Consider the following 16,677-nt stretch of genomic DNA (forward strand, 5'->3'; position numbering starts at 1 on the left):
CCGACAACCCGCGACCGCTGCCGTAGGCTCATGACGCGTGGAGCGCAAGCAGCTCGAATACTTCCTGACGGTGGCCAGTCACGGGAGTTTCACCAGCGCTGCCCACGCGCTGCGCATCGCGCAGCCGTCGCTGTCGTACGCGATCCGGGTGCTGGAGAGTGAGGTCGGCGCCCAGTTGTTCCGGCGGCTCGGGCGCGGCGTGGTGCTGACCGACGTGGGTGAGGCGCTGCTGGACCCCGCGCGAAGGGTGTTGCACGACTTCTCCCAGGTGCGTTCGATCGCGCAGCAGGTCACGGGCCTCGTGATCGGCCGCGTCGACATCGTCGCGGTCACCACGCTGGCCGTGGATCCGTTGGCGGCGTTCATCGGTGCGTTCCGGAGCCGCTATCCGGGGGTCGAGTTCAACGTCGTCGACCCCGAGAATGCCGCGGCTGTGATCGACTTCGTCCGCCGTGGCCAGTGTGAGTTGGGGTTGACCGAGCACAGCGTCTCCACCACGGGGATGCGCTCTCTTGAGTTGCCGGCGCAGGAGATCATGGCGGTCTTGCCGCCGACGGCGCAGGCACCGCAGGCCGGGGTGCTGTCGGTCGCGGAACTCGCCGGCCTCGACTTCGTCACCACGCCGCGCGGCACGACGACGCGCAGTGTGCTCGACGACGTCCTCGGCGACGAGGGCGTCTTGCCGCGCATCGCGGTCGAGCTCACACACCGGGCGGCGATCGTCCCGCTCGTGCTGTCCGGTGCCGGCGCGGCGTTGCTGCCGCGCAGCCTGGCTGAAGATGCCGAGAAGCTCGGCGCGGTGGTCGTCCGCCTGAGTCCACCGTTGTCGCGTCGAGGCGTGTTGATCTGGCCGTCGTCGCCGTTGTCGCCCGCCGCGCAGGCGTTCGTTGATCTCGTGGCCCAGTGGCCGCCGGGCCGGTCGACCCATCCGGACGACAGCGCCGCGGAGTGACGCGAACCAGTAGCCATAGAAGCGATCTATGCGATCTACTGAAAACCCGTCTAGCTTGTGACGTCTTTGACGTTGAAGCGGACATCCGCCTATGCAACGGTGGGCGAAGCTCGCTGACCTGCATATTTCTGAAAGGATCTCTGATGAGCCTCCGACCACGTCGAGTCGGGACCGTTGTCGTGACTGCGTTCGCCATGGTGTTGGCCGCCTCGTGCGGCGGATCGGACTCGACCGATGACGCCGGCTCGGAGAGCACGGAGCTGCGCCTGGTTCAGCAGCCGTGGGAGGACCTCGTCGTAGAGAACGAGATCGTCAAGCAGCTTCTCGGTGACCTCGGATACGAGGTCACCGTCGACGAGCTCGCTGTTCCGGTGGGTGCACAGGGACTCAGCGACGGCGACGCCGACGTCTACCTCGGCAACTGGTGGCCGAGCCAGGAGCCGGTGTTCCAGAAGTTCCTCGATGACGGCAGCATCGAAGTGGTCAAGACGCTGGTCACCGGAACCAAGTACGCGCCGGTGGTGCCGAAGTACGTCGCCGAGGAGCACGGCGTCGAGTCGCTGGCCGACCTCGACGCGAAGGCGGAGCTGTTCGGCAGCCGGTTCGTGGGTATCGAGGCCGGTACCCCCGGCAACCAGTACATCTCCGATGCCATCGATGCCGACGCCTACGGCCTCGGTGACTGGACGCTGGCGGAGTCGAGCACGGCCGCGATGCTCGGAGAGGTCGAGAAGGCTGCTTCGGCCGGTGAGCCGATCGTCTTCCTCGGCTGGGAACCGCACTGGATGAACGTCGAGTGGGATCTGGTGTACCTGGAGGACCCCGACGAAGTGTGGCCCGGCGCCGGTGAGATCCGGGTCCTGGCCAACGCCGAGTACTACGAGAACAACCCCAACGTCATGAAGTTCCTGGACCAGATGTCGGTCGACCTCGAAACCGCATCGGACTGGATCCACCAGCTCAGCCAGGAGAACATTCCCGCCCAGGAGATCGCCTCGACGTGGATCGAGGAGAACCCGGACGTGGTCGACGAGTGGCTCGACGGGGTCGAGTCCGTCGACGGGTGACGCGGCGGGCACGAACCCGGCCGAACCCCACCTTGGCGAAAAGGAGAAAGAACCGCGTTGACCGAACCGCACGTTGCCCGTGAGCACCTGCCGATTCCTGATCCCGCTCGCCCGCCGGCCACGTCCGTCGACGTCCGGAAGCAGGACCCGCCGTATCAGCCGAACCAGCCGGTGCGGCCCCCGGAGGGTGCACCGAACGTCCTCGTGGTGCTCATCGACGACATGGGGTTCGGGGCGCCCTCGGCGTTCGGCGGACCGTGCCGCACGCCCACGGCCGAGCGCCTGGCCGACGGCGGCTTGCGCTACACCCGCTTCCACGTCACGGCCATCTGCTCACCCACCCGGCAGGCCCTGCTGACCGGGCGCAACCACCACTCGGTGGGCATGGGCGTGACGACGGAGATGGCCAGCGCGGCGCCGGGCTACAACGGCATCCGCCCCCGCAGCGCGGCCACGCTCGGGCAGGTGCTGGCCGGCAACGGGTACAACACCGGGGCGTTCGGCAAGTGGCACCAAACGCCCGCGCGCGACGTCAGCCCGGCCGGCCCGTTCGACCGCTGGCCCACCGGTGAGGGGTTCGAGAAGTTCTACGGCTTCCTCTGCGCGGAGATGAACCACTGGTATCCAGTGCTGTTCGACGGGACCAATCCCGTCGAGCCGGACCGCCGGCCCGAAGACGGGTACCACCTGTCCGAGGACCTTGTCGACCAGGCGATCGACTGGATCCGGACCCAGCAGACGCTGAAACCGGACGTCCCGTTCTTTGCCTATCTGCCCTTCGGCGCCACGCATGCGCCGTATCACGTGCCCGCGGAGTATCGAGAGAAGTACCGCGGGGCGTTCGACCACGGGTGGGACGTTCAGCGTGAGATCACGCTGGAGCGGCAGAAGGAGCTGGGCGTGGTGCCGCCCGACGCCGAACTCGCCCCGTGGGCGGAGGGGGTTCCGCACTGGGAGGAGCTCTCCGCCGACGAGCGCCGTGCCGCGGCGTCGCTGATGGAGCTGTATGCCGGGTTCGCCGAGCACACCGACGTGCAGGTCGGCCGGCTGATCGACGCGCTGGACGAGATGGGCGAGCTCGACAACACGTTGATCATGTACATCCTCGGCGACAACGGCGCGTCGGCCGAAGGCGGAATCGGCGGCACGCTGAACGAGCACCGCATCGCCAGCGGCATCACCGACAGCGCCGAGTTCATCAACGCCCACGACGACGCGCTCGGCGACGCCACCACACATGCGCACTACCCGGTCGGCTGGGCGTTGGCGATGAACACGCCCTATCAGTGGACCAAACAGGTCGCCTCGCACTTCGGCGGCACCCGCGACGGCCTGGTCGTGCACTGGCCGGCCGGCATCGCCGAGCGCGGCGGGTTGCGCCACCAGTTCCACCACGTCATCGACGTGATGCCGACGATCCTCGAGGCAGCCGACCTGCCGCACCCGCGTACCGTCGACGGCGTGGCTCAACAGCCCATCGAGGGCACGAGCATGCTCTACAGCTTCAACGACGCCGACGCACCGGACCGGCATCGCCTGCAGTACTTCGAGATGGTCGGCAACCGCGGCATCTACCACGACGGCTGGATGGCCGTCACCCGTCACGGCACGCCGTGGGAGATGGTGCAAGGCGAGCCGCGGTCCTTCGACGACGACGTGTGGGAGCTCTACGACACCAACGTCGACTGGACGCAGGCTCACGACCTCGCTGCGACCCATCCGGGCAAGCTGCGCGAGCTGCAGCAGTTGTTCCTGATCGAGGCGGCGAAGTACGGCGTGTTCCCGCTGGACGACCGGATGACCGAGCGCGAGAACCCGCGCGAGGCCGGCCGCCTGGACCTCATGGGCGAACGATCGACGGTGACGTTCACCGGCGCCGGTCTCCGGTTGACCGAGGAGACCGCGCCGAACGTGAAGAACCGCTCGCACACCATCACCGCGGTGATCGACGTGCCGGACAGCGGTGCCGACGGCGTGGTGGTCGCGCAGGGCGGGCGGTTCGGCGGCTGGTCGCTGTACTGCCACGACGGACGCGCCCACTACGCGTACAACTACTTCGGCCTCACCGTGCGTCGGATCGCGGCTCCGTCGCAGCTTGCGCCCGGGCGGCACGAGATCCGGATGGAGTTCAGCTACGACGGTGGCGCGGTCGGCCGGGGCGGTGACGTGACGCTGCTGGTGGACGACGAGAAGGTCGCCGACGGCCGGGTCGATGCGACGATTCCGTACTATTTCGCCTTCGACGAGACGTTCGACGTCGGCGTCGACCGGGCCTCGCCAGTGATCGACGACTACCCGCCGGTGGACAACGCGTTCACCGGTGAGCTGATCTCGGTCCGCTTCGACCTCGCCGACGACCAGGTCAGCGACGCCGCCAGCGACCGCGACCGCGAAGCCTTCCGCTACGCCCACGAATGATCAGCGTGGCGTGCGCTCCCACCCACGCCGGGCGGGGCGCGCGCCGAGCTGACCGGGCGGCTTGCTGCGGTAGACGATGTATGGGCGCCACAGGTAGCCGATGGGTGCGCTGAACACGTGCACGAGGCGGGTGAACGGCCACAGGGCGAACAGCGCGATCGCCGTCAGGGCGTGCAGCTGGAACGTCAGCGGCGCGTCGGTCATCAGCTCCGGATGCAGGTCGAAGCGGAAGATGCCGCGGAACCAGATCGACACGCCTTCGCGGTAGTCGTAGTGGCTGACGATGTTGCCGACGACGGTGTTGGCGAGCCCGAGCAGGATCACCACGGCCAGCACCAGGTACATCAGCTTGTCCATCGGCGTGGTGGCGGTGAACACCGGGCCGGTCGTGCGGCGCCGGTAGATCAGGATGGCCATGCCGACCAGCGTGCAGAACCCCGCGATGGCGCCGATGCTCACGGCCGCGGCGTGGTACACGGTGTCGGAGATCCCGACGGCTTCGGTCCAGCTCTTCGGGATGCCCAGGCCCATGACGTGTCCGAGGAACACGAACAGGATGCCGAAGTGGAACAACGGGCTGCCCCACCGCAGCAGCCGCGACTCGTACAGCTGCGACGAGCGCGTCGTCCAGCCGAACTTGTCGTAGCGGTAGCGCCAGACGTGCCCGAGGACGAACACCGCCAGGCAGACGTAGGGAAACACCACCCAGATCAAGATCTCGGACGTCGTCACCGGCGCACCCCCGTCGTGCTGGGCGGCCCGAACGGCTCGAGCCCCACCTGCTCGCCCGGCGGGCCTTCGGCGACGAGCCGGCGGACCACGTCGTGCACGTCACCACGGATGCGCGGCAACGTCGCCGTCACGGCCTCGAGCGCGCCGGCATAGACCGACCCGGCGTCGGACAACGCCAGCCGGAGCAGCTCCAGCCCGGCGCGATGGTCGATCAACAGGGTCCGGCCTGCGTCCGGATCGACCGTCGCGGCGAACTCCAGCATCACGGCCAGGTGGTCGGGTAGTTCGCTGTCGTCGAGTTCGACGCCGCCGGCCCGGTAGATCTGTTTGATCGCGAGCAGCGCCGTGCCGCGATTCCGGGTGTCGCCGTGGACGAAGTACGTCAGGTACAGGCTGCACTTGCGGCGCAGGTCGAACGTGGCGACGTACTCCTGCTGCAGCGTGGTCAGAGCGGTGGCGTCGACGTGGTCCAGCAGCGGAGTGAGGCACGACGCCCACCCCGGTGGCAGCTCGTCCGTCGCGGCGCGCAGCATCGGCATCTCGTCGCGCAATTCGTGGCCGGGATAGTCGATGACGCGCGAGACGACCTGGTAGCACAACGCGCGCTGACGTTCGTCGTCACTCATCGCGGGTGTCCTCGTCGTCATCGGCCCGCGGCGGGAACAGTCCCGCCGGGCGGCCGTGGCCGTCCCAGTTCAGTAGGTTGATCCGGCGGGTCTTGTCCTCCGGCGCCGCCCGTGAATCCGAGGTCTGCCGGTCACGTAGCGCCTGGAAGTTCTCGACGGCCAGTGGCGCTTGCCCGCCCGAGCCCTCGCCGAACGGGCCGGAACCCCCCATGCCCGGTCCGCCCTCGTAGTCGAGGCTGCACTCGGTCGCCAGCTCCTCCAGCGAATGCGCCTGCTCGACGTGCGCGGTGGGGATGACGTAACGCTCGTCGTACGGAGCCAGGGCGAGCAGGCGGTACATGTCGTACACCGCCGCCCCGGTCATACCGACCGACGTGGCGATCTCTTCCCGGGGGTCGCGGCCCAGGTTGATGTCGCGCATGTAGGAGCGCATCGCGGCGAGACGGTGCAGGACGGACGTGACGCGTTCCGTGTCGCCCGCGGTGAACAACTCGGCGAGGTATTCGACGGGGCTGCGCAGGGCGTCGATCGCGGCGAACAGCGTGCCGGCGTCCTCGGCGTCGACCCCGGTCTCTTGGACGGCATCGACCACCGGCGACAGCGGCGGGATGTACCAGACCATGGGCATGGTCCGGTACTCCGGGTGCAGCGGCAGCGCGACTTCGTAGGTGTCGATCAGTGACCACACCGGCGAGCGCTGCGCGGCCGCGACCCAGTCGTCCGGGATGCCGTCGCGTTCCGCGGCCCGGATGACATCGGGATCGTGCGGATCGAGCAGCACCGAGCGCTGGGCGGCGTACAGGTCGGTCTCTGCCGGCGCTGAGGCCGCTTCCAGCACGCGGTCGGCGTCGTAGAGCACCAGGCCGATGTAGCGCAGCCGCCCTACGCAGGTCTCCGAGCACACGGTCGGGATACCGACCTCGATGCGGGGGAAACAGAAGGTGCACTTCTCTGCCTTCCCGGTCTTGTGATTGAAGTACACCTTCTTGTACGGGCAGCCGGTGATGCACTGCCGCCAGCCGCGGCAGCGATCCTGGTCGACCAGGACGATGCCGTCCTCGCTGCGCTTGTAGATCGCGCCGGACGGGCACGAGGCCGCGCACGACGGGTTGAGGCAGTGCTCGCAGATGCGCGGCAGGTAGAACATGAACGTCTCTTCGAACGTCAGCTTGACGTCGGCGGAGACCTTGGCCAGCACCGGGTCGTTGGCTGCGACCGTCGCCGAACCGCCGAGGTCGTCGTCCCAGTTCGCGCTCCACGACACGTTCGTCGGTTCACCGCTGATGAGCGAGTACGGCCGAGCCACCGGGGTGTGCTCGGACAGCGGCGAGGAGATCAACGTGTCGTAGTCGTAGGTCCACGGCTCGTAGTAGTCCTGGATGGACGGCATCGTCGGGCTGGAGAAGATCGTGGCCAACTTCTTCAGCCGTCCGCCCGCCTTGAGCTTGAGCCGGCCGCGGCGGTTCAGCTCCCAACCGCCCTGCCAGCGTTGCTGGTCCTCGTACGTGCGGGGGTAGCCCTGTCCGGGCCGGGTCTCGACGTTGTTCCACCAGACGTACTCGACGCCGCTGCGGTTGGTCCACGCCTGCTTGCAGGTGACGCTGCAGGTGTGGCAGCCGATGCACTTGTCGAGGTTCATCACCATCGCCATCTGCGCCATGACCTTCATGGGTGCACCTGCCTTAGTAGACGACCTGCTGGGAACGGCGCCGGATCACGGTGATCTCGTCGCGCTGGTTACCGGTGGGTCCGATGTAGTTGAACGCGAACGCGTGCTGGGCGTAGCCGCCGACGAGGTGGCTCGGTTTGATCAGCAACCGGGTCACGGAATTGTGGATGCCGCCGCGCTTGCCGCTGGCCTCTGCCCTCGGTACGTCGATGACGCGGTCTTGGGCGTGGTACATGTACACGGTCCCCGTCGGCATCCGTGAGGACACGATGGCCCGGGCGACGACGACGCCGTTGCGGTTGACCGCCTCGATCCAGTCGTTGTCGGCCACCCCGATCGTCGCCGCGTCCTGCGCGCTCATCCAGATCGTCGGGCCGCCGCGCGACAAGCTGAGCATCAACAGGTTGTCCTGGTACTCGGAATGGATGGACCACTTCGAGTGCGGAGTCAGGTACCGCACCGTCAGCTCCGCGCCGTCCGCACCCAGCTGCGGGTCGCCGAACAGCCGGTGCAGATCCAGCGGTGGGCGGAACACCGGCAGCGACTCACCCATCTCGCGCATCCAGGCGTGATCGAGGTAGAAGTGCTGGCGCCCGGTCAAGGTGTGCCACGGCTTGAGCCGTTCGGTGTTGATGACGAACGCGCTGTAGCGCCGGCCGCCGTGTTCGCTGCCGGACCACTCCGGCGAGGTGAGGACCGGCATCGGCCGGGCCTGGGTGTCGGCGAAGGTGATCCGGTGGCCGCTGTGGTCGGCGGCGAGGTCGGCTAGCCGGCGCCCAGTCCGTTCCTCCAACTGCCGGAAACCCTGCGTGGCCAGGCGGCCGTTCGTCGTCCCGGACAGCGCGAGGATCGCCTCACACATGTGGGTGTCGCGGCCCAGCGAGGGACGCCCGTCGCCCGCGCCGTTGCGGTCAGCCAGCCACGCGACCTCGTCGGCGGGGTCGAACGTGACCCCCTTCGTCGTCATCCCCAGCTGCGCGGTCAACGGACCCAGCGAGGTCATTTTGTCGGCGACGGCGGTGTAGTCGCGCTCGACGACCACCAGCTTCGGCATCGACACGCCGGGCACCGGATCGCATTCGCCGAGCTTCCAGTCCAGGGCGCGCCCGCCGGGATTGGCCATCTCGTCCGCGGAGTCGTGCGCCAGCGGGACCGCGACCACGTCGCGGCGGGTTCCCAGATGCGTTTCGGCGAGTCGGCTGAACTCCTGCGCCAAGGCGGTGAAGGCGTCGAAGTCGGTGCGGGTCTGCCACGGCGGTGAGATCGCGGGGTTGAACGAGTGCACGAAGGGGTGCATGTCGGTGCTGGACAGGTCGTGCTTCTCGTACCACGTGGCTGCGGGGAGCACGATGTCGGAGAACAGCGTCGTGCTCGTCATCCGGAAGTCGAGCGTCAGCAGCAGGTCGAGCTTGCCGTCGGGTGCGTCGTCGCGCCACACGACGTCGCGCGGGCGCTGGTCGGGAGGCAGCTGCTCGCCGCGGACGGCGCCGTCGGTGCCGAGCAGGTGCTGCAGGAAGTACTCGTTGCCCTTGGCCGACGAGCCCAGCAGGTTGGACCGCCACACCGTCAAGACCTTGGGCGCGTTGCCGGGGCCGTCCGGGTCTTCGGCGGCGAAGCGCAGCCGGCCCGCACGCAGTTCGGACACGATGTGATCGGCCACCGGCAACCCGGCGTCGTCGGCCGCATCGACGATGTCCAGCGGATTGCGGTCGAACGTCGGGTACGACGGCATCCAACCCAGCCGCGCGGACTTCGCCACCAGATCGGCCGCGCGCTGCCCCGCGAACAGCCCCGTGCCCAGCGGCGAGGCGAGCACGTCGGCCCGGGCGCTGTCGTAGCGCCATTGAGACGTGTGCAGATAGAAGAACGCCGTACTGATCATCTGTCGCGGCGGACGGGACCAGTCCAGTGCGTTGGCGATCTGGTTGTAACCGGTGAGCGGGCGGACCTTCTCCTGCCCGACGTAGTGGGCCCAGCCGCCGCCGTTGACGCCCTGGCAGCCGGTCAGCGTGGTCAGCGTCAGGAACGCCCGGTAGATGACGTCGGAGTGGAACCAGTGGTTGGTGCCGGCGCCCATGAGGATCATCGAGCGTCCGCCGGACTCCTCGGCGTTGCGGGCGAACTCTCGTCCGATCCGGGCGGCCACCCCGGCGCGCACCGACGTGATCTGTTCCTGCCACGCGGGGGTGTACGGCTGCGACGCGTCGTCGTACCCGGTCGGCCAGTCGCCGGGCAACCCGGGGCGACTGACGCCGTACTGCGCGAGCAAGAGGTCGAACACGGTCGTGACCAGCTGACCGCCGACGCGCCGGGTGGGGACGCCGCGGCTCAGGGTGCCTGCGGTCTCGCCGGGCAGGTCGAAACGGGGCAGGCCGATCTCGACGGTCTCGGCGTCGTCGCCGTACAGGGTGAGCAGCGGCGCGGTGGAGCCGAGGTCGAGGTTCCACCGGCCCTTGCCCTGTTCGCCGTACCGGAACCCCAGCGAGCCGTTCGGCACCACCGCGGTGCCGTCGGTATCGAGCAGCACGGTCTTGGAGGTGGCGTTCTCGGTGGTGTCGCCCAGGTCGGCGGCGGTGAGGAACCGGCCCGGGACGTAGCGGCCGTCGTGCTCGTCGAGGGTGATGAGGAAGGGCAGGTCAGTGTAGGTCGTGACGTAGTCGCGGAACGCCGGGGTCTGGCGGTCGACGAAGAACTCCTTGAGCACGACGTGGCCCATCGCCATCGCCAACGCGCCGTCGGTGCCGGGATGCGGGGCCAGCCACTCGTCGGCGAACTTCGTGTTGTCGGCGTAGTCGGGTGAGACGACCACGACCTTCTGCCCGCGATACCGGGCCTCGACCATGAAGTGCGCGTCCGGCGTCCGCGTGACCGGGACGTTCGACCCCCACATCACCAGGTAGGAGGCGTCCCACCAGTCGGCGGACTCCGGTACGTCGGTCTGGTCGCCGAACACGTGCGGCGAGGCCACCGGGAGGTCGGCGTACCAGTCGTAGAACGACAGCATCGTGCCGCCGATCAGCGCCATGAACCGAGACCCGACCGCCTGCGACACCATCGACATCGCCGGAATCGGGGAGAAGCCGGCGATGCGGTCCGGGCCGTACCGGCGCACCGTGTGGACGTGCGCGGCAGCGGCCATCTCGAGGACCTCGTCCCAGCGCGCCCGGACCAGCCCGCCCTTGCCCCGGGCCGCCTTGTAGCGAGCCGAGCGCTGCGGATCGTCGACGATGTCCGCCCACGCCTGCACCGGGTCTCCGAGGCGCTGGCGGGCCTCGCGGTACATGTCGAGCAGCAGCCCTCGTACGTACGGGTAGCGCACCCGGGTGGGCGAGTAGGTGTACCACGAGAACGCCGCGCCGCGCGGGCACCCACGTGGCTCGTACTCCGGTCGATCCGGCCCGATGGACGGATAGTCGGTCTGCTGGGCCTCCCAGGTGATGATGCCGTCCTTGACGTAGACCTTCCACGAGCACGACCCGGTGCAGTTCACGCCGTGGGTGGACCGGACGACCTTGTCGTGGGACCACCGGTCGCGGTAGAACGTGTCGGCCTCGCGCCCGCCCACCTTGTGCAGCGTGCGCAGGTCGTCGGAGACTTCACTGCTGCGCAGGAAACGCCGGGTGCGCAGCAGTGCGTCGGACAGGCTGCCGTCCATGCCGATCGCCATGCCTCACCCCTTCGTCGGAACGTGCCGTAGGTGCCCGAACGATCGCCACGTGAACACCCCGGCGATCAGGGCCATCGCCGCCAGCAGGAGCAGACCGACCGCGTAGTGGCCGAACGCCCCGTAGACCCCGCCCATGATCAGCGGCGGGACGAAGCCGCCGAGCCCGCCGGCGGCGCCCACCACACCGGTCACCGACCCCACCTTGGGCGGCTCGACCAGTTCGGCCACCAACGCGAACACCGCCCCGGACACCGCGCCGAGGGTCGCGGCCAGGCCCAGGAACGCGACCGTCCCGGCGGGCAACAGTTCCAGCTCCAACGACGCGAGCACGGCCAGCGCGGAGGCCGCGGCGAACGACCAGACCAGGACCGGCACCGGCCCGAACCGGTCGGACAGGTACCCGGCCACCGGGCGCATCACCACCGCGAGCACGACGAACCCGGCCGTGCGGAAGGCGGCGTCGGCTTCGTCGAGGCCGTAGGCGTTGACGAGGTAAGTCGGCAGGTAGACGCTGAACGCCACGAAGCCGCCGAAGCCGACCGCGTAGAGCAGCGACATCTGCAGTGTCACCGGCATGCGCAGCGTGTTCCACACCTTACGGGCGAACGACCCGGCGGCCACCGTGCGGCTGGTGGCGTCGCGCAGCATCACCCCTGCGACGACCGCGTACACCGCGAGGATCGCCGCGACGATGAGGTACGGCGCCTCCCGGCCCCACGCGTCGGCGATGGGCACGTCGGTGAAGGCCGCGATGGCGGTGCCGCCCATGCCGGCGCCGAACACGCCGAGCGCGAGCCCGCGCCGGTGCGGCGGGTACCACGCGTTGACGAACGGGACACCGATGGCGAACGCGGTGCCGCCCAGGCCGAGGAAGAAGCCGCCCACGAGCAGCGCCGGGTAGCTGTCGGCGACCAGCCCGATGAACAGCACCGGCAGGATCGTCAACCCAGCGACGGCGGGAAACATCACCCGGGCGCCGAGCCGGTCGGTCATCGCACCGACCGGGATCCGGCCGAGCGAGCCGACGATCACCGGGACCGCGACGAGGAACGACTGCTGGAACGAGGTCAACCCGAGTTCCTCGGCGTAGTCCGACCCGAACGGGCCGAGCAGCGCCCACGCCCAGAAACAGATGGTGAAACCGGCGGTGGCCAGGGCGAGTGTCGTCGCGGGGCGGCGCTCGGAGACCGCGCTGGTCTGCGGATCGGCGGGCGGCGTCGTTGCCATCGCGACCTCACATCTGCCGACCGGTCGTCCGGCCGCGCTCTGAGCGGTCTCTCCAATCTGCCCGATCTCCGGCGAGCGCGCACCTGTCCTCGCGGGGAAAGTTCTGGTTCGTGCCGGGTTGTCCCGGTGTCGTGTCGGTGTCGCGTCGGTGTTGTGTCGGAGGGATGCGGCAGGCTGGGCACGCAACAACGAAGGAGGTGGGCATGTACCTAGCCGACGCCGACCGGCTCGTGCTCAGTCCGACCGATCTGGTCGCCCACCTCGAGTGCCCGCATCTCACGACGCTGAATCGCGACGTCGCGCTGGGGCGGCGGCCGCGCCCGGCGAACGACGATCCCGGTGCCGGCGTCGTGCGCCGCCGCGGGGACGAGCACGAGGCCGCGGTGCTCGCCGAGATGTCGGCGTCGTTCCGGGTGGCCGAGATCCCCCGCGGGTGCGGCCCCGCCGAGGCCGAGGAGCTGACGGTCGCGGCGATGAAGGACGGCGCCGACCGCATCTTCCAGGCCACCTTCTTCGACGGTCGCTGGCGCGGGCACGCCGACTTCCTCATCCGCAACGACGCTCGCCCGAGCAAGCTCGGCGACTGGTCGTACGACATCGCCGACACCAAGCTCGCCCGGCACGTCAAAGCCTCGGCGCTGCTGCAGATGGCCGTGTACGCCCAGCGGCTCGAGGAACTTCAGGGCACCCCGCCGCACCAGCTCACCGTCATCCTCGGCGACCGCCAGGCCGTGAGCGTTCCGTACGTCGACGTCGCGGCCTACACCCGACGGGCGATGCGCGAGTACGAGTCGTGGCTGGGTGAACCCGATGGCACGTATCCCGTGCGAGTCGGGCACTGCGCGGTGTGCCCGTGGTCGCAGACGTGCGCTCAGCAATGGCAAGACGACGACGACCTCGTCCTCGTCCCGTTCCTCCGGCGGGCTCAGCGCGAGTCGTTCGGGGCGGCAGGCATCACCACGGTCAAGGCTCTGGCCGAGGCGAGCGACGACGCGCTGGCCGCCGTTGTCACCGTCGGCACCGCCACCAAACGCAAGCTCGCCGACCAAGCACGGCTCCAGGTCGAGGCGCGGACCGGTGGTGCGCCGCCGTACACGTTCGTCACGCCGGTCGAGCCTCGGCGCGGACTGGCGCTGCTGCCCGCCCCCGATCCCGGCGACCTGTTCCTCGACCTCGAAGGCGATCCGTTCTTCGGCGACCACGGCATCGAGTACCTGTGGGGCGTCAGCGACGTCCATGACGAGTTCACCTCGTGGTGGGCGCACGACGCTGGTGCCGAGCAGCGGGCGTTCGAGCAGGTGGTCGACCACATCCTGCGGGTCTGGCGCGAACGTCCGGGCATGCACGTCTACCACTACGCGCCGTACGAGCCGAGCCGGCTCAAAGAGCTCTCGCAGCGCTACGGCACCCGGGTGGACGAGGTCGACGCGTTGCTCCGCGGCGAGCGCCTGGTCGACCTCTACGCGGTGGTCCGGCAGGGGTTGCGCGTGGGCACGGAGTCCTACTCCATCAAGGCGCTCGAACAGTTCTACGCACCGGATGGGCGGGCCGGCGCCGAGGTGAAGGACGCCGGGTCGAGCATCGTGGAGTACGAGCGCTGGCTGATCGAAGGTGACCAGGCGATTCTCGAGGCCATCGAGGCGTACAACCGGGACGACTGTGTCAGCACCCGCCGGCTGCGTGACTGGCTCGAACAGCGCCGTACCGAGCTCATCGGCCTCGGCCATGCGGTGCACCGGCCGGGCGACGATCTGGCCGATCCCACCGAGCACCTGACCGAACGCGACCCCGAGCTCGTGGCTCTGGAGGCGCGGCTGCTCGCCGACGTCCCCGCCGAGCACGACGCGCGTACCCCGGCCCAGCAGGCATACGCGCTGCTGGCCGATCTGCTCGAATGGCACCGGCGCGAGGATCGGGCCGAGTGGTGGGAGTACTTCCGGGTGCGTGCCCTGGCTCTCGACGAGCTCACCGACGAGCCGGCCACGCTCGGCGGTCTGCGCGATCCGCAGCTGCTGCGACGTGAAGCGAACTCCGGCGTGTGGCGCTACCACCTGCCGCCACAGGAATGCCGGCTCCGGGTCGGTCAGCGAGTCGGGCACGCCGGGCCCGAGGGCGGCAGCAGCACCATCGTCCGGCTCGACCTCGACCTCGGCCGGGTCGACCTCAAGCGTGCCCTGCGCAACGAGGAGCCGCACCCGCCCGCGCTGTTGCCTTCCGGCCCGGTGCCCACGCAGGTGCACGAGGCGGCCCTGCGCCGTGTCGCGACCTGGGTCGCCGAGCACGGCCTCGACGGCGACGGACCCTACCGGGGCGTTCGCGACCTGGTGCTCGGCCGTCCGCCCCGGCTGTCCGGCGACATCGCGCTGCGCCTGGACGGCGAGGCCGGCGTCGACGCGTTGTGCCGGGTCGCGCCATCGCTGACCGGTGTGCTGCCCGTCCAGGGACCGCCCGGTGCCGGAAAGACCTTCGCCGGATCACACGCGATCATCCAGATGCTGCGGGCCGGCCGCACGGTCGGCATCACCGCGCTGAGCCACCGCGTCATCACCAATCTGCTCGACGCCGTCATGGCGGCCGACGATCCCGCGGCACCGGTGGTGCGGGCGATTCAGAAGGCCGACGACGGTAACGCCAGCCGCCACGACGGTGTCACGGTCGTCAACTCCAACGCTGATGTCGAGTCCGCGATGGCCGCCGGCGACGTCAATCTCGTGGCCGGTACCGGGTGGCTGTTCGCCCGGCCGGACGTGCGGGTGGACGTCCTCGTGATCGACGAAGCCGGGCAGTTCTCGCTGGCGAACGCGGTCGCTGCCGGCGCTGCGGCGGACGCGTTGATCCTGTTGGGTGACCCGCGGCAATTGCCGCAGCCGTCCCAGGGCACCCATCCGGCCGGCGCGGGAGCCTCGGCGCTCGAGCACGTCCTCGGCCAGCACGACACCGTGCCGCCGGAGCGCGGGTTGTTCCTCGACACCACGTGGCGCATGCATCCAGCGGTCTGTGCCCCGGTGTCCGAGTTGTCCTACGACGGCCTGCTGCATCCGCGCGCCGGGCTCGAGCGGCAGGCCGTCGCCGGTGCGGACGACCTCGCCGGCGCGGGCATCCGTTGGTTCCCGGTACCGCACACCGGGTGCTCGGTGCGCAGCGACGCCGAGGTGGAGGTGATCGACGACGTGGTCCAGCGGCTCACCGGCCGGGAGTGGATCGACGCTGACGGCCACGTCAGCACGCTGGGTCCGAACGACATCCTCGTGGTGGCGCCGTACAACGCTCAGGTTGGTCAGTTGCTCGCCCGGCTCGAGGGCCGCGCCCGGGTCGGTACGGTGGACAAGTTCCAGGGCCAGCAGGCACCGGTCGTCATCGTGTCACTGACCACGTCGTCGGCGGCTGACGCGCCGCGCGGCGTCGACTTCGTCGCCAACCGCAACCGCCTCAACGTCGCGGTGTCTCGGGCGCGCTCGCTCGCGGTGCTGGTGGGTAGCCCGGCGCTGCTGACGGCACCGGTGCGCAATGTCGATCAGGTGCAAGGCCTCAACACCTTGTGTCGTCTGGTGGAGTTCGCCGGCGCTGACGGCGCCGCTATGTCAGTGTCGTGAGCTGCTCGTCGAACAACACCGCGTCATCAGTGGCCGGGGCACCCTGAGTCGAGCGAAGCGATCCAGACGTTGCGGAATTCGACGTCCGAGCCGTCGTGGTGGTTCTGGAAGCCGAGGTGGCCCGCCAGAGCTCGGCTACCGTCGCCGGTGTAGGTGTTGACGACCTGCCCGTTGAGGATGACCGTGTACGTCTGGCCGACAGCTTTGACCTCGTAGGTGTTCCACGTCCCGGTCGGCTTGGCCAGCAGGTCGGTGATGGTGGCGAAGTTGTAGATGGAACCCGTCTTCTGTGGGTCACCGCCGCCTGGATTGTCCTCGATCTGTGCTTCGTAGCCGCGCACGCTGTCATCGGGTTGTGCGCTCCACGCACCGTCCCAATTCCACGGTGCCGGAAACCGCATGAAGACGCCGGAGTTGTCGGTCGGATTGTTCGTTCGGTATTGAAGCTTCAGGTGGAAATCGCCGAAGGCTTCGCGCGTGTACCACAGCAGGCCACCGGAGCCGCGGCTCATGAGCGTGCAGTTCTCGGTGACGACGAAGGAGCCGTAGCCGGCCATCTGCCAGCCGTGGAGTGTGTGGCCATCCCACAGGGCAGTGAATCCGGCCGGTGGATCCGGCGTCGGGCACCTGTCGGGCTGCTGTTCGGCGCCCGCGGCCGGACCCACGGACACGGACATCGCCAATACGCCGGCACACACCACAGACAACACGCTTCGACGCATGAGG

The 16,677-nt window shown here is 69.2% G+C and carries 10 protein-coding genes; 4 read left to right on the forward strand and 6 right to left on the reverse strand.

All coding sequences use genetic code 11. From position 1 onward, the window contains the following. Window positions 1-37 precede the first annotated feature (37 nt). The 3 genes from M6444_RS12720 (at window position 38) to M6444_RS12730 (ending at window position 4,437) form a co-directional block, all read left to right on the forward strand. Window positions 38-952: a LysR family transcriptional regulator gene (locus M6444_RS12720; protein WP_298327786.1), complete on the forward strand. Its 915-nt coding sequence runs from the start codon at window positions 38-40 to the stop codon at window positions 950-952. Window positions 953-1,095: 143 nt separating this feature from the next. Continuing rightward, window positions 1,096-2,019 carry an ABC transporter substrate-binding protein gene (locus M6444_RS12725; RefSeq protein ID WP_298327789.1) on the forward strand — a complete coding sequence of 308 codons (924 nt, stop codon included), beginning with the start codon at window positions 1,096-1,098 and terminating at the stop codon, window positions 2,017-2,019. A gap of 57 nt (window positions 2,020-2,076) precedes the next feature. Then, window positions 2,077-4,437, forward strand: a complete 2,361-nt coding sequence (locus tag M6444_RS12730; protein ID WP_298327791.1) for an arylsulfatase — start codon at window positions 2,077-2,079, stop codon at window positions 4,435-4,437. Here M6444_RS12730 and narI read toward each other — a convergent pair whose 3' ends face one another. From narI to M6444_RS12755, 5 genes are read right to left on the reverse strand one after another with little or no spacing between them, the layout of a single operon-like run. Beyond that, window positions 4,438-5,169, reverse strand: a complete 732-nt coding sequence (gene narI / locus M6444_RS12735) for a respiratory nitrate reductase subunit gamma (protein WP_298327793.1) — start codon at window positions 5,167-5,169, stop codon at window positions 4,438-4,440. It lies immediately after the preceding gene. Beyond that, a complete protein-coding gene (gene narJ / locus M6444_RS12740; protein WP_298327796.1) occupies window positions 5,166-5,795 on the reverse strand; it encodes a nitrate reductase molybdenum cofactor assembly chaperone in 630 nt (209 codons plus the stop codon). The genes narI and narJ overlap by 4 nt, the downstream gene beginning before the upstream one ends. Further along, a complete protein-coding gene (gene narH / locus M6444_RS12745; RefSeq protein WP_298327798.1) occupies window positions 5,788-7,464 on the reverse strand; it encodes a nitrate reductase subunit beta in 1,677 nt (558 codons plus the stop codon). The genes narJ and narH overlap by 8 nt, the downstream gene beginning before the upstream one ends. A 13-nt stretch (window positions 7,465-7,477) precedes the next feature. After that, on the reverse strand, window positions 7,478-11,119 hold the full coding sequence (locus M6444_RS12750; protein WP_363326349.1) for a nitrate reductase subunit alpha: 3,642 nt from the start codon (window positions 11,117-11,119) through the stop codon (window positions 7,478-7,480). 15 nt (window positions 11,120-11,134) lie between these two features. Beyond that, complete coding sequence (locus M6444_RS12755) at window positions 11,135-12,358, reverse strand: MFS transporter (RefSeq protein WP_298327803.1); 1,224 nt, start codon at window positions 12,356-12,358, stop codon at window positions 11,135-11,137. Window positions 12,359-12,561: 203 nt separating this feature from the next. Here M6444_RS12755 and M6444_RS12760 point away from each other — a divergent pair, with 203 nt between their 5' ends. Then, window positions 12,562-15,951, forward strand: a complete 3,390-nt coding sequence (locus tag M6444_RS12760) for a TM0106 family RecB-like putative nuclease (RefSeq protein ID WP_298327806.1) — start codon at window positions 12,562-12,564, stop codon at window positions 15,949-15,951. A gap of 26 nt (window positions 15,952-15,977) precedes the next feature. Here M6444_RS12760 and M6444_RS12765 read toward each other — a convergent pair whose 3' ends face one another. After that, window positions 15,978-16,673: a DUF1080 domain-containing protein gene (locus tag M6444_RS12765; RefSeq protein ID WP_298327808.1), complete on the reverse strand. Its 696-nt coding sequence runs from the start codon at window positions 16,671-16,673 to the stop codon at window positions 15,978-15,980. Window positions 16,674-16,677 lie beyond the last annotated feature (4 nt).

Origin of the sequence: Haloactinopolyspora sp. (genome assembly GCF_027324685.1) — a bacterium.
GTDB lineage: Bacteria > Actinomycetota > Actinomycetes > Jiangellales > Jiangellaceae > Haloactinopolyspora.